The following is a 14,251-nucleotide window of genomic DNA, read 5'->3' as shown; positions in this document are numbered from 1 at the left end:
ACGAGGCCCCCGCCCGAGTGGGCAGGGGCCTCGTGCAGCGCGTCAGCGGGAGCGGGTGATCACTCGCCGCCGGTGAGCTTGTCGCGCAGCGCCTGAAGCGCCTCGTCCGACGCGAGCGCGCCACCCGTGGAGCGGGTTGCGTCCTGCGACGTGGTCGACGACGACGTGGTCGTCGCGGCGCCGCCGCCGGACGAGTACGACCCGCCGGTGGCCTCGCCGGCCTCGCGTGCCGAGACCTCGGCGTCGGCGATCTGCTTCTTGTGGGCCTCCCAGCGGGCGTGGGCCTCGGCGTACTGCCGCTCCCAGGTCTCCCGCTGCTCGTCGAACCCCTCGCGCCACTCGCCGGTCTCCGGGTCGAAGCCCTCGGGGTAGATGTAGTTCCCCTGGGCGTCGTACGACGAAGCCATGCCGTAGAGCGTCGGATCGAAGTCGTCGGCGTCCTGCGCGACCTCGGTCTCGTTGGCCTGCTTCAGCGACAGCGAGATGCGGCGACGCTCGAGGTCGATGTCGATGATCTTGACCATCACCGCATCGCCGACCTGCTCGGGGATCTCGACGTGACGCTCGGCGAGCTCCGAGATGTGCACCAGGCCCTCGATGCCCTCCTCGACGCGAACGAACGCACCGAACGGGACGAGCTTGGTGACCTTGCCCGGGACGATCTGGCCGATCTGGTGGGTCCGGGCGAAGTGCTGCCACGGATCCTCCTGGGTCGCCTTCAGCGACAGCGACACACGCTCGCGGTCCATGTCGACGTCGAGCACCTCGACGGTGACCTCGTCGCCGACCGCGACGACCTCGCTCGGGTGGTCGATGTGCTTCCAGGACAGCTCCGAGACGTGCACGAGGCCGTCCACGCCGCCGAGATCGACGAATGCGCCGAAGTTGACGATCGAGGACACGACACCCTTGCGGATCTGGCCCTTCTGCAGCTGCGTGAGGAAGTTCTGGCGGACCTCGGACTGGGTCTGCTCGAGCCACGCGCGGCGCGACAGGACCACGTTGTTGCGGTTCTTGTCGAGCTCGATGATCTTCGCCTCGAGCTTCTGGCCGACGTACGGGGCCAGGTCACGGACGCGACGCATCTCGACGAGCGAGGCGGGCAGGAAGCCGCGGAGGCCGATGTCGAGGATCAGGCCGCCCTTGACGACCTCGATGACGGTGCCCTCGACGACGCCGTCCTCTTCCTTGATCTTCTCGATGTCGCCCCAGGCGCGCTCGTACTGCGCCCGCTTCTTCGAGAGGATCAGACGCCCCTCCTTGTCCTCCTTCTGGAGGACGAGGGCCTCGACGGCGTCGCCGACGGAGACGACCTCGTGGGGGTCCACGTCGTGCTTGATGGACAGCTCCCGCGAGGGGATGACACCTTCGGTCTTGTAGCCGATGTCGAGGAGAACCTCGTCACGATCGACCTTCACGATGATGCCGTCGACGATGTCACCGTCGTTGAAGTACTTGATGGTCTTGTCGACCGCTGCGAGGAAGTCCTCCTCGCTGCCGATGTCGTTGATCGCGACCTGCGGCGCGGGTGCTGCCTGGATGCTGCTCGTCATATGGGATTGAGTCCTGGGTGGATAGAAGTCGTGCCGAGACGTCGTGAACTCTGGTCGCGTGCATGCCACGAGCACGAACCCGCTCGGTCTGGGGCCGTACGAGTCCACAGCGCACGTCTAGGGTACGGGGTCGCTCACAGCACGGTCAACGCGGGATACCACACCCTGCGGACCCGCTCATCCGACGGGGGCGAGGAACGCGGTCAGCGCGTCGGCGTACATGCCGGGGTCGGCTGCACCCATGAGCTCGCGCGCGGAGTGCATCGCCAGCTGCGGTGCGCCGACGTCCACCGTCGTGATGCCCGTCCTGGCGGCCGTCATCGGGCCGACCGTCGACCCGCACGGCAGGTCGGCGCGGTGCTCGTAGCGCTGCAGCGGGACACCGGCCTGCTCGCACGCGAGCGCCATCTCGGCCGTGCCGGCGGCGTCGGTGGCGTAACGCAGGTTGGGGTGGACCTTGAGCACCGGGCCGCCGTTCGGGGTGATGCGGTGATAGGGCTCGTGCCGCTCGGCGTAGTTCGGGTGGGTCGCGTGCGCCATGTCGCCCGACGCGACCACCGAGGCGGCGACCGCGCGGTGGTAGTCGTCGCGGGTCCCGCCCGCTGCCAGGACGATCCGCTCGAGCACGGTGATCAGCAGCTCGGACTCCGCGCCCCGGTCCGACGTCGAACCGACCTCCTCGTGGTCGAACAGCACGAGCAGCGGGATCACGGCGTCTGCGGGCTCCTCGACGGCCGCCAGCAGGGCCGTCGTCCCCGCCCAGCAGGTGGTCTGGTTGTCGAGGCGAGGCGCAGCGAGGAGGTCGTCCTGCCGCCCGAAGACCCGGCTGGGGGCCAGGTCGTGGGTCATCAGCTCCCACCCGAGAAGGGCGTCCGGCTCCACCTCGAGCCGGGCCGCGACGTCCGCGAGCAGATCGGCCCCCTCCCCCACGCCGTAGACCCCGTCGAGGTGGCGCTGCGGGTCGAGCGCGACGCCCTTGCGGTCCTCGGAGAGATGGATCGCCAGCTGCGCGACGGTGAGCACGGGTTCATCGATCCGCAGGAGCATCGGAACCGCGCGACCGTCGCGTCGGACGGTGACCCGGCCCGAGAGTCCGAGCTCACGGTTGAGCCACGAGTTCAGGAGGGGCCCGCCGTACGGCTGGAGCGCGACCGTCTCCCAGCCCGCGCTCGTACGGTCGGGGTGCTGCTTGACGCGGAGGTTCGGGGAGTCCGTGTGCCCGCCGACGACGCGGAAGGCCGTGTGCGGGCCGGTGGCCGCCTCCGTGCTCCAGGCGACGACGGATCCGCCGCGTACGACGAAGTAGCGACCCGGCTCGGACGGCCACGGATCGACCTCGGCCACGGGGACGAAGCCGGCCGCGCCGAGGCGTCGGGCGACCTCCTCGCACAGGTGGAAGGGACTCGGCGAGACGTCGACGAGCGCGCACAGATCCTGTGCGCGCTCGTCACGTGGGCTGGTGGTCGTGCTCTGCTTCGACATCGACGCCATCGTAGTCAGCCCGACCGACGACGGCGCCCGGCGATCATGCCTTGATGTGGGCCGCCTTCGCGGGCGAACCCTCGCCCGAGGGCTCGGTCTGCGCCTCGTCGCCACCCGCGCCACCCTTGCGGGAGCGGAGCAGCAGGACGGCGCCACCGAGGACCAGCAGCCCACCGAGGATGCCGCCGACGAGCGGGACCGTCGTGCGGACCAGACCCAGCGCCGTCGCCTTGCCCTTGTACTCGTCGACGGTCGCCTTCACCGTCTCGTCGTCGTAGCCGAGCGTGGCCTCCGTGATCGTCGCCTTGGGCTCGCCCTCGACGTCGAGCGTCGCCAGCTGCTCCTCCTGGCCCTTGATGATCACGCCGGTCTCCGGCTCGACCCACAGGGTGCGGGTGTTGGCGTACATGCGGTCAGCGACGACCGTGGACTCTTCGGGCATGCCGACGAGCGTGCCCGGCACGGGCTGCTCGGCGATCTTGGTCGGCTCGATCGTCTGGACGAACTTGTAGACCTCGAGGCCCTCGATCTCCTCGGTGCTCTCGTACTCGGCGGGCATCGCCTTCTTGAGAGAACCGTCCCAGAAGTCCACGGAGTCCTTCTGGGTGTTGAACGGGAACTTGAAGTAGTTGCCGTAGAAGCTGAACGGCGAGATGACGATCTCGTTGCTCTCGGTCTCGGCGCCCTGCCAGCGGACCGTCTCGCCCGTGGTGCGCTCGAACGGGACCACGTCACGCGTGCCGCTGAGCGCCTCCTCGGCGGGTGTCCCCGGCGGTGCGGTGTAGGAGAAGGTCTCCCAGACGGCGAGGTTCTCGTCGAGCTCGTCGCTGGCGTCCTTGCTCGCCTCGACCTGGCCGACGACCTTGCGTCGCGACTCGAGGGGGCCGGTCTCGATCGCGGGACCACCGGCCGCCGCGACGTTGAGATAGGTGGCGTCTTCACCCGGCATGGTCTTCGAGACCGTCGTCGTGTCCTGATCGAGCGGAACGACGGCCAGCTCGTCGTACGCGTACGTCTTGGCCAGGACGGCCAGCACCAAGAGGAACGCGCCGATGATGACGGCGGCGAACCCTGTCTTCTTGCCCACGTGAACTCCCTCACAGTCGTTTGAGACGCGGGAGAGACTACCAGTGAGTAGCCCTGAGACGGCATCTCCCTCTACAACGATTCGGCATAGGTCGCCACTCGGGTCCGCGGAGGGGGTTGGTGCGCCTAGGGTTCCGGCATGAAGCCCGCTCTTCCGGTCGCCCTCGTGGTCGCCGTTCTGCTGGTCGCCGGCCTCGTCGTCGCCCAGCCCGCCACGCGCGCCGATGCTGCCGCGGCACCGACCCACACGCTCACGGTGGCGGGCCCTGGAGCGGCGATGTACCCGCGCTTCGACCCGGCCATCGAGCGGTACGCGATCACCTCACCGAGCGGAGCGCCGACGGTGACCGTCAAGGCAGCGAGCAGCGAGCCGGGCAGCGTCGTCCGCATCAACGGCGCGCCCGCCCCAGGAGGGACGCGTACGCTGACCGGCCTCGAGCCCGGTGACGAGATCTCGGTCCTCATCACCGACAGCACCGGCACGGCCGTGCACTCCCTCTTCGTCACGCCGGCGGGGTTCCCGACGCTGGAGCGGCAGGACGACGGCAGCGCCACCACGGCGGTCCCCCCAGGGCACATCCTGCTCACGCTGAGCACCTGGACGGGCGGCGCACCGTTCTACGAGACCGCGGTCGACGCCAACGGGGTCCCGGTGCTCGCGCGCCGAACCAGCAGCTCCATGGACTTCAAGCGGCAACCCGACGGCACGCTGACGGTGTCGCGGGGTACGACGACGCCGGGGCGCACCGGCAGCGACCTCGCCCTCCTCGACGAGCGGCTCGCGGAGGTGGGTCGACGGGAGACGGCCGGCCTCGTCGACACCGACGGGCACGACTCGATCCTCCTGGACGACGGCAGCGTCTATCTCCTCGCGTACGAGCCGAACCCAGCCACCGGGCTGACGGACTCGGTGATCCAGCACCTGTCCGCGACCGGTGACCTGCTCTGGGAGTGGAGCACGGCCGACCACGTCGATCCGTCGACGGAGACCGTGATCGACATCGCGAGCAACCCGGACTACGCCCACATCAACTCGATCGAGATCATGCCCGACGGCGATGTGCTGGCGTCGTTCCGGCACTTCAGCTCGGTCTTCAAGATCGCGCGGCACTCGCACGACGGCCACGCGCGGGGAGATGTCGTCTGGAGGCTCGGCGGACGCCACAGCGACTTCACGTTCGTGGACGAGAACGGCGAACCCGTCCCCGGCGACGGCGGCCCGTGTGCGCAGCACACCGCGTCGGTCGTCTCCGGAGGCCGCATCCTGCTGTTCGACAACGGCTCGTGGGACTACAACGACAGTGAGCTGTGCGTCGACCCCGCCGACCCGTCCGGTCCGCTCCTGGCGAGGCCGCAGACGCGGGTCACCGAGTACGCGCTCGACGTGGACGCGGGCACGGCGACCACCGCGTGGAGCTACGAGGAGCCGGGGCGCTTCGCCCTGTTCGCGGGGTCGTCCGAGCGCCTGAGCAACGGCAACACCCTCATCGGATGGGCCTCGTCACGGCTTGCCGTCGCGACCGAGGTGGATGCGACGGGTACGAAGGTCTGGGAGCTGATCGACGCCACCACCGCCGACCCGAACGCCCGGCAGTTCACCTACCGTGCAGCGCGCGCGACCGTGGACGACGCCCTCCGCCCGGAGATCGCGGTGAGCGGGTTCACGAGCGGTGCCTCGTACGCCGAGGGAGCCCGGCTCACGCCGACCTACTCGTGCACGGACCGTGGAGGATCGAGCCTGCGTTCCTGCACGGTCGCCGGACTCGACGGCACGCGGCTGGACACGCGGACGCCCGGCACGCGCCAGGTCCGCGTCACCGCGACCGACGGTGCCGGGAACTCGACGACGGTCGCGCGCTCGTACGTCGTCCGGCCGACCGCCGCCGCGGTCCCCCAGGTCCGCCGACCCGACGTCGCCGTGCGGGCGGCCGGAACCGCGACCTACCGCGGGGTCGGCACGATCGGTTCCGCACGGGCCCAGACCGTGGCGGGGACGATCCGGCGCCGCGGAGCCAGCCGCACGTTCGTCGTGCGGATCACCAACCGGGGCAACCGAGCGGAGCGGTTCACGGTCGAGGGGACGAAGGGGACGAAGCGCTTCCCGGCGAAGTACCGCGTCGCCGGCGCCAACCGCACCACGAAGATCGTCCGTGGTGCGTACCGCACCCCGGTCCTGCTCCCGGGCCGGTCGATCACGCTCAAGATCGTCGTCCGCCGCAGCGCCTCCACACCGGCGGGAGCACGGCGTACGTTCAAGATCCGCGCCACGTCGACCGCGCAGGCGTCTGCGCGGGACACGGTGGCGGCGGTCGTCCGGGCGAAGGCCCGGCGGGCGCCGAACCCCGCCCGGCTAGAATCCGCCGGGTGAACACCCTTGCCGCGGACACGACGCGGGCGGTCCGTGGCTGGGTCCCCGCCGACATGACGCGTGCCCAGATGGTCACCGCAGCGGCGCTCTCCCTGATCGCCGCACAGCTGGCGCTGCGCGCATGGGTGACCCAGGGCAGCTGGTTCTTCGAGGACGACTTCCAGTTCCTGTCCGACATCGCACTGGGGCGCGACGACCTCGACTGGTACCTCCGGCCGCACAACGTCCACTTCATGCCGCTGAGCTTCGTCCTGGTCAAGATCGTCACCCTGGGCGGCCCGTTCGCGTGGTGGCTCGCCGTGGTCGAGACGCTGCTGCTGCAGCTGGCGGCGAGCGTCTCGTGCTGGTGGATGCTCCGCAAGCTCTTCGGCGACCGGCCGGCGATCCTGGCCCCGCTCACCGTGTACCTGTTCTCGATCTTCAGTGTGCCGACGCTCACCTGGTACGCGGCGATGATCAACCAGCTTCCGCTGCACACCTGCATCTTCCTCGGCGTGCTGGCCCACGTGACCTACCTGCGGACCCGGCACTACCGCTGGGCGCTGGTCGCCGCCCTGGTCACGGCGGTCGGGCTGCTCTTCTACGTCAAGGCGATCGCGCTGCTGATGGTGTTCGGCCTCCTCGCGCTGCTCTACTTCGGCCGCGGTCCGTTCGTCCGGCGCTTCCTGGGGGTCGTACGCCGCTACCTGTGGGGCTGGTTGACGTACGCCGCTCTCGGTGCCGCGTACCTCGTCATGTACTGGATCCACATGCCGCGCGAGCCCGCCGAGGGCGGCACCGACTACCTCGGGCTCGCCCGGTCGATGCTCTTCGACACGCTGGGCACGGGCCTCACGGGCCTCTCGTGGAGCTGGGACCTCCTGAACGGCGGTCCCCGCTCGGTCACCGATCCGTCGACGTTCCTGGTCGCCGTCTCATGGGTGGTCGTGACGGCGGTGTGGTTCTACCTGTACGCGACACGCGTGCGCGTCCTGCGGTCCCTCGTCCTCCTGGTCCCCTACCTCCTCCTCGGCTACGGGATCATCGCCGTGGGACGCTCCAGCTCCTTCGGCGCGGTGAGCGGCAACGAGGCCCGTTACCTCTCCGACACCTCCGCGATCCTCGCGCTCGTCCTCGCGCTGGCGACGATGCACCTCAAGGGTGCGTGGGAGTCCTCCGCGCGACGCCCTGAGCCGCTCCTGACCGTCCGGCTGTCGCACCGGTCGATCGTCGCCGGGCTGGTCGTCTACGTCGCAGCATCGACGTTCTCGACCGTCATGTACGCCCGGCCTTGGCACGACGGCAACGTGACCAAGGACTACGGCCTCCGTGCGATCGAGTCGATCGAGGACGCCGAACGCCCCGAGCTCGCTGACGTCCCAGTGCCCGACGACGTGATGTGGAACGCCAACGCCCCGTACAACCTCACCTCGGTCTTCTTCGCGCCGCTCGGCGACCGGTTCACGACGCCCGCCGTGTCCAACGACCTCCAGGTGCTCGATGACGACGGCGACGTCACGCAGGCGGTCGTGGTCCCCGGGATGACGAGCGTCCCGGGCACGGTCGCCGGTTGCGGCCACCTGGTCCAAGAGCTGCCGGAGACTGTCGCCCTGCAGGCGGAGACCTTCGACTTCCCGTTCTGGATGACGATCGGCTATCTCGCCGGCAGCGACGGCGAGATGGCGGTGTCTGCCGGAGACGTGTCCGAGACGGTCCCTGTGAGGGCGGGGCTCCACACCTTGTTCCTCCGCACCGAGGGCGCCTTCGACACCGTGCGTCTGCGCGCCACCGACGGCGCGACCATCTGCGTCGACCAGATCACGGTCGGGACGCTGGAGGCGACAGGGTGAAGGACAGACCCGATGAGCGGGAGCACCGGCGCATCTACCCGGGGCTCGACACGATGCGCGCGATCGCCTCGATCGCGGTCGTGGCGACCCACGTGGCGTTCTGGGCAGGCACGTACTCCGACGGGATCCCCGGTGCGCTGCTGGCCCGGATGGACTTCGGCGTCGCCATCTTCTTCGTGCTGTCGGGCTTCCTCCTCAGCCAGCCGTACCTGGGCGCGATGGCCGGTCGTCGCGACACGCCTCGCGCCGGCCGCTACTTCTGGCACCGTGCTCTCCGGATCCTGCCGGTCTACTGGGTGACCGTCGTCGCGGCGATGACGCTCCTCCCGGAGAACGAGTCGGCAGGCCCACGCATCTGGCTCGAGAACCTCCTGCTGGTGCGTCTGTACAACGACCCGGAGCTGACCCCCGGCCTGACCCAGATGTGGAGCCTCTCGACCGAGGTCGCGTTCTACGTGTCGCTCCCCGTACTGATGTGGCTCCTCGCCCGTACGGTGTGCCGTGCGCGGTGGCGCCCCGTCGCCTTGCTCGTCTTCCTGGGCGTCGCGTCGGTCGCGAGCTGGGTGTGGGTCGGGCTCGCCGCCAGCCCGGTGCTCGGCGACCTCCCCTCGCCCGGCCAGTGGCTCCCCGCCTACCTCAGCTGGTTCGCCGTGGGGATCGCGTTCGCCATCGCCGAGCGGGAACGGACGCCGGCGCTGCGCCGGCTCGCCGAGGCGCCCTGGACGGCATGGCTCGCCGGCGGAGCACTGCTCCTGGTCGTCGCCACGCCACTCGGAGGCCCCCTCATGCTCGAGGCCTCGACGCCGGCCGAGGCAGTCACGAAGAACGTCGTGTACGCCGCGGCGGCCGCGCTCCTGGTGCTGCCGGCGATCTTCAGCGACCCGGCGACCGTGTTCCAGCGGGCGCTCTCGGTGCCGTTCTTCCGGCATCTCGGCCATATCTCGTACGGACTGTTCTGCTGCCACCTGGTGGTGCTCCACCTGGTGTTCGAGTGGCGTGGCTACACGCTGTTCGACGCGCCCTTCTTCCTGCTGCTGGCCCTGACGCTCGGCGCCAGCCTCCTCGTCTCCGAGGTCCTCTACCGCGTGGTGGAGCTGCCCTCGATGCGCCTGCGCAACCTCGGCCGGAGACGAACCCCGCCGACCACCGACGCGGCGAGCATCCCGAGCGAGAGCGCCAGCACCAGCTGAGCCCACGCGAGGTCACCCGCCCAGCCGTCGTCTGAGCCCCACGGCAGGACCGCGTACGCACCAGCGGCGACCACCACCGGGACGGCGGTGAGCCAGGCGGCGGCCTCGGCCGAGAACCGTCGTACGACGAGGCCGGTCACCCATCCGAGGGCCGCGATGCCCAGACCGACGGTGCCTGCCAGGAGGCCCGACACCGCGAAGGTGAGTCCCAGCACCAGCAACGACCCACGGAACTCGCGCTCGCGCTCGGCCGGCTGGCGGACGCGGCGCCGCAGCAAGGTCATCCCGAGAAGCGCGACGAACGCGAGCGCACCGACCAGCAGTGCCCAGCGATAACGTGCGGCCGGTGCGAACTCCAGCCTCAGCTCGTCCGCCGCAGCAGGCACGACGTAGCCCTGCTGCCAGCCGTTGACCTGCACCGACGTGCTGCCCGCCACGTCACGCCAACCCGCGTTGCCGTTCTCGGCAACGGTGACGAGCCGGTCCCCCGACTGCGCGCCGTCGAGATCGACCGTCCGCTCCGTCTTGCCCCACCGGGGAGTCGTCGCCACTGTGGGCGCGTCCACCGCCTCGGGCTCCGGTGCACCGAGCACGAAGGACACCGGTCGGTACACGTCGTTGCCGACGACCTGGATCCTGTGGGTCCCCTCGTCGAGCGTCACCTCGGGGAGACCGCAGATCTGGGCCTGGACCTGCTCGGCCGCGAGCAGGCTCTGCTCCGACGCGGTCACCCGCGTCCGGTAGCGGCGCCCGTCGATCTCCACCGCCGGTCCGTCCCCGCACCGGCCCCGGACGGCCGCGTCGCTCGGAGGCTGCGGGAACAGACGCCGGGGACCTCGCACGTCGATCTCGCTGACCCCCACGGGCAGAGGCGAGGTGGTCCCGAACGCGTCGATCCCCGAGCGGGTCTCGTCGGAGTCGAGGTGGACCTCGACGGAGGAGGCTCGCACTGGCGCGAAGCGGGCGACACCGTCCTCGAGCTCGACCTCACGCACTGTGCCGTCGTCGAACCGCAGGGTCGCCGACGTCGGGGGCGAGGCGCCCAGGTCCTCGTCGGTCTCGACGCTCAGGGACCGGATCTGACGATCACCGAGCCACGCCAGCGTGAGCGTGGGGTCGGCGTCGTCGTCGGCGGCGATCCAGCCGGTCGACGGGTCGCCGTCGATCGCGCGTACCGCGCTGTCACGCGGGTCCTCCACCAGGTACGAGCTCGCGGCGACGGCGGCCAGTCGGCCGACCTGGACCGCCGCGTCCAGCGCGGCGCCGCCGATCGGAGCGACCGCGAGCGACGGGGTGTAGGTCGCAGAGGACGACATCGTCAGCTCGCGGTCGATCGTGCGGCCGTCCTCGCCCCACTGCTCCTGCCCTGCGACGCACCGGAGGGTGCCCGCTACGTCGAGGCAGCCCGACCGGTAGCCCTGGTCGACGGTCATGACGATGTCGTCGGGGGCACCCCAGGACGACGGCAGCTGCGGCATCACCAGCGGCCGCGACAGGTCAAGGCCGGGGACGACGACGTCGGTGATGGTGATCGGGTCGAACGCCGAGGCCGCGGCGCTGATCCGGATGCTGTCCGTGGCGCCGGGCGGGAGGTCGACCGTGGTCGGGAGCCCGGGCTGCGCGACCGCCTCGACGCTGCCTGCGTCGGTCGTCACCGTGAGCGTCCGGGTGCGCTCCATCGTCGGCGCGAGGGTGATCGTGATCTCGTCCACCTCGGTCGGGCCGCCGAGCCGCAGCTCGATCCAGGAGGTGTCCACGTCGGCGCCGCCGGCCTTCCACTGCGTCCGCGGATCTCCGTCGAAGGCAGACCAGGGCTGCGCACCGGGCACGGCAGGTCCTGGCGAACCAGCGTCCGACTGCGAGGACGAGGCCTCGATCCCGGCAGCGCCCACCATCTGCGGCGAGGACTGGAAGTCTGAGGTCGGGCTCACCCGGTAGTCGTGGACCGGTCGATCGAGGGAGTACGGCTCGTCGTCGGCCAAGGAACCCGACCGGTTCTGCTCGGCTCGGCCGAACGCCGCTTCCCTCCGCCGGTCGCCGTCGGTGAGCACGACCCGTCCGGGACGCTCGTCGCGGTCGACGACGTCGTCGGCGAGGATCGCCGCACCCGGTGCCACGCCGAGCTCGTCCAGGGCCAGCAAGGAGTCCGGTCCGCCCGCCACGACCGGCGTCTCGTCGAGGTCTTGGACGCTCACCGGGCCTCGCCCCGACGAGCCGACCGCGAAGACCTCGACAGCCGGGCGGATCGCCTGCCATCCACCCTTGACGAGCACGCGCTCGCCGTCCTCGTCGGTGAGGACAGGATCGCTGCCGAGACCGGGACCGAACTGCGCGACCGACGTGACGCCCGGCGTCTCGGCGAGAGTCGCGTACACGCGTTCAGGATCGGTGTGCTCGCTGGTGGCGGCGAGGTCGTTGCGGACGACCAGGTAGCGGACGCCGGAGCCCTCGAGGTAGTCGGCGAACCCTGCCGATCCATGGCCGGAGGCGAGACGGCGCTCGATCACGTCGAGGGTCAGGATGTTGCCGCCCGGTGCCAGCGGGATGGCGTTGCGGGTGGCCCACGGGGAGTCGGCGAGCGGCTGGATCACGTCGTCGCCCGTCCGTCCCCACAGGTAGTCGCCGAACGACGCCGCTGGGACGAGGAGCGCGCGTTGGCCGGAATCGTGCTGCGCCAGCCAGTCTGCCGTCTCCTGCCAGTAGCCGGGGACGCTCTCGAACGCACCGCGGCTGGCGAGAGCGCCCGTCCATGCTGGGACGGTCGCTCCCAGGAGCGCACTCACGCCGAGCACAGCGACTCCCCTGCGCAGGAGTCGTTCGGAGTCGGTCTCCCGCACCGCGGACCCGAGTCGCGAGATGGTGTGCGCGAACCCGAGGACGAGCGGGATGCGGATCACGAGGTCGAACTTGTGCGTGTTGCGCAGCGGTGCCAGGACGCCGTCGAGCGCCTGCTGGACGGACTCCGCGCCCCAGCCGTGCACGGTGCCGGTGTGACCGAGGGTGACCAGCAGGAGGCCCATCAGCAAGCCGCCGAGCAGGAAACGCCGCTGTGGTGTGCCGCGGCGAGCGATGCCGACGATGCCGAGGGCGACGACGACGGCGCCGTTGACGATCAGTCCGATCGAGCGAAGCAGGTCGTTGCCGGCGACGGAGTTGGCGTCGACGTACGGGACCCAGTTCGTCGTCCCGCGCAGCGCGTCGAACAGCGTCGCGGCGAACGTGGTGGTGGAAGCGCTCTCGATGTAGTCGAGGAACGGTGGACTGTACGCGCCCAGCATGAGGAGCGGGACCAGCCACCAGAGGGTGCCGAGCAGGACGAAGAGCGGCCACCAGACCATCAGCGAGCGCCGCCTGGGCGACGCGGGCTGAAGGAGCAGCCAGAGTCCGCCGAGCGGGATGACCGCGAACGTGGCGACCGCGTTGACGCCCCCTACGCATGCGACGGCGAGCGCGCTGAGCGCCGCCATCCACCGCGGGTCGTGACGTCGCATGCCGATCACGAGCGGCACCAGGACCCACGGGGCGAGCGCCATCGGCCAGACCTCGATCGAGCTCGGCCCGATCACGGTGAGCATGCGGGGCGAGAGGGCGTACGCGAGGCCGGCGACGATCCGCGCCCAGGGGGCACCGATGCCCATCGCGCCCGACAGCTTGACGATGCCCAGGAACGCCGTCACCAGCAGCAAGGACCACCACAGCCGTTGGATCACCCACGGCTCGATCGCCGCGAGCTTGCCCAGGAGGAAGAACGGGCCCATCGGGAAGAGGTAGCCGTACGCCTGGTTCTGGACCTGCCCGAAGGCGCCGACCGGGTCCCACATGGTGAGGGCACGTCCGAGGAACCCGCCCGGGTCGATCACGAGGTCGAGCTTGGTGTCGGCGACGATCCTCCCGGGCGCCTGGACGAACGCGACGGCGACGAGGGCCAGGCTGACGGCGGCGAGCCGGAAGCGCCAGGTCAGCGAGCTCAGCGTTTGCGAAGGACGATCGCGAGGTTCCACGTCGTCACCTCCCGCAGCACCGGCACGCGCAGCGTCCACCACGCCCAGCGTGGGTGGTAGCGGGGCATCGTCTCGAGCACGTCCGCTCCGGTCTGCGAGCTCGCCCACCGCAGGCCGGCACCGGCCGTGACCGCGAAGAGCGAGCTGCCGAAGTCGTTCTTGGGACGCTTGCCGTGAGTGCGGGCGTAGCGATCGGCAGCGCGGTGTCCGCCGAGGTAGTGCCACGGGGCGGTCTCGTGGCCACCCCACGGCCCCCACCACAACGTGTACGACAGGAACACCAGGCCGCCCGGACGGGTGACCCGGATCATCTCGTCCGCCATCGTCCACGGCTCGGGCACGTGCTCGAGGACGTTGGACGAGTAGGTGACATCGAAGGCGTCGTCGCGGAACGGCAGTGACATGCCGCTGCCGATCACGGTGCCCTTCTCGGGATCGCCCAGGCCGGACAGCTCACCGAGGTCGGAGTCGAGCGGCGTGTACGAGGCGCCCGCCGCGCGGAAGGCGTTGGCGAAGTAGCCGGGACCTCCACCGACGTCGAGCACCCGGGAGCCCCGCAGGTCCGCGTACTGCGACAGCTGACCGACCGAGTCGGCGGCGAGCATGCCGTAGAAGAGGTCCGGATCCGTCTGCTCCACGCGGTGCGCCCGGAAGAGCCGGAAGGAACGACCGAGCGTCGGACGTGAGGTAGGCGTGGCGTAGGACGGATCGGTCACGCGCCCGACGATATCCGACCGTACCG

8 protein-coding genes are annotated in these 14,251 nt (G+C 70.5%); 3 read left to right on the top strand and 5 right to left on the bottom strand.

Going from position 1 to position 14,251, the window contains the following annotated elements; all coding sequences use genetic code 11:
- Positions 1-59: 59 nt before the first annotated feature.
- From rpsA to AB3M34_RS09490, 3 genes are all read right to left on the bottom strand, one after another.
- Complete coding sequence (rpsA, locus tag AB3M34_RS09500) at positions 60-1,553, bottom strand: 30S ribosomal protein S1 (RefSeq protein WP_370619337.1); 1,494 nt, start codon at positions 1,551-1,553, stop codon at positions 60-62.
- A 177-nt stretch (positions 1,554-1,730) separates the two neighbouring features.
- Entirely contained in the window at positions 1,731-3,035 is a 1,305-nt protein-coding gene (locus AB3M34_RS09495) for a M18 family aminopeptidase (RefSeq protein WP_370619335.1), read from the bottom strand.
- Between the two features lie 43 nt (positions 3,036-3,078).
- Positions 3,079-4,122 (bottom strand): DUF3068 domain-containing protein, encoded by a 1,044-nt coding sequence (locus tag AB3M34_RS09490; protein WP_370619334.1) that lies wholly within the window; start codon positions 4,120-4,122, stop codon positions 3,079-3,081.
- Positions 4,123-4,260: 138 nt separating this feature from the next.
- On the opposite strand from AB3M34_RS09490, the gene AB3M34_RS09485 reads away from it, so the two are divergent.
- From AB3M34_RS09485 to AB3M34_RS09475, 3 genes are read left to right on the top strand one after another with little or no spacing between them, the layout of a single operon-like run.
- Positions 4,261-6,489 (top strand): aryl-sulfate sulfotransferase, encoded by a 2,229-nt coding sequence (locus AB3M34_RS09485; protein WP_370619332.1) that lies wholly within the window; start codon positions 4,261-4,263, stop codon positions 6,487-6,489.
- On the top strand, positions 6,486-8,318 hold the full coding sequence (locus AB3M34_RS09480; protein WP_370619330.1) for an ArnT family glycosyltransferase: 1,833 nt from the start codon (positions 6,486-6,488) through the stop codon (positions 8,316-8,318). Before AB3M34_RS09485 ends, AB3M34_RS09480 begins: the two co-directional genes overlap by 4 nt.
- Positions 8,315-9,508, top strand: a complete 1,194-nt coding sequence (locus AB3M34_RS09475; RefSeq protein WP_370619328.1) for an acyltransferase family protein — start codon at positions 8,315-8,317, stop codon at positions 9,506-9,508. Before AB3M34_RS09480 ends, AB3M34_RS09475 begins: the two co-directional genes overlap by 4 nt.
- Here the strand turns inward: AB3M34_RS09475 and AB3M34_RS09470 are convergent.
- Together AB3M34_RS09470 and AB3M34_RS09465 are read right to left on the bottom strand one after the other, a co-directional pair.
- Positions 9,397-13,509 (bottom strand): alpha-(1->3)-arabinofuranosyltransferase domain-containing protein, encoded by a 4,113-nt coding sequence (locus AB3M34_RS09470; RefSeq protein ID WP_370619326.1) that lies wholly within the window; start codon positions 13,507-13,509, stop codon positions 9,397-9,399. The two genes, AB3M34_RS09475 and AB3M34_RS09470, sit on opposite strands and share 112 nt — an antisense overlap.
- Positions 13,476-14,225, bottom strand: a complete 750-nt coding sequence (locus tag AB3M34_RS09465; protein ID WP_370619324.1) for a class I SAM-dependent methyltransferase — start codon at positions 14,223-14,225, stop codon at positions 13,476-13,478. Before AB3M34_RS09465 ends, AB3M34_RS09470 begins: the two co-directional genes overlap by 34 nt.
- Positions 14,226-14,251: the final 26 nt, after the last annotated feature.

It is taken from the genome of Mumia sp. Pv4-285, assembly GCF_041320275.1.
GTDB classification, from domain to species: Bacteria; Actinomycetota; Actinomycetes; order Propionibacteriales; family Nocardioidaceae; genus Mumia; species Mumia qirimensis.
Note: the sequence above shows the minus strand (reverse complement) of the source record. Positions and strands in the feature narration are given on the sequence as shown.

Coding starts and splice junctions, on each gene's coding strand:
- rpsA (WP_370619337.1), bottom strand. CDS start 1,553: ATGACGAGCAGCATCCAGGCAGCACCCGCGCCGCAGGTCGCGATCAAC.
- AB3M34_RS09495 (WP_370619335.1), bottom strand. CDS start 3,035: ATGTCGAAGCAGAGCACGACCACCAGCCCACGTGACGAGCGCGCACAG.
- AB3M34_RS09485 (WP_370619332.1), top strand. CDS start 4,261: ATGAAGCCCGCTCTTCCGGTCGCCCTCGTGGTCGCCGTTCTGCTGGTC.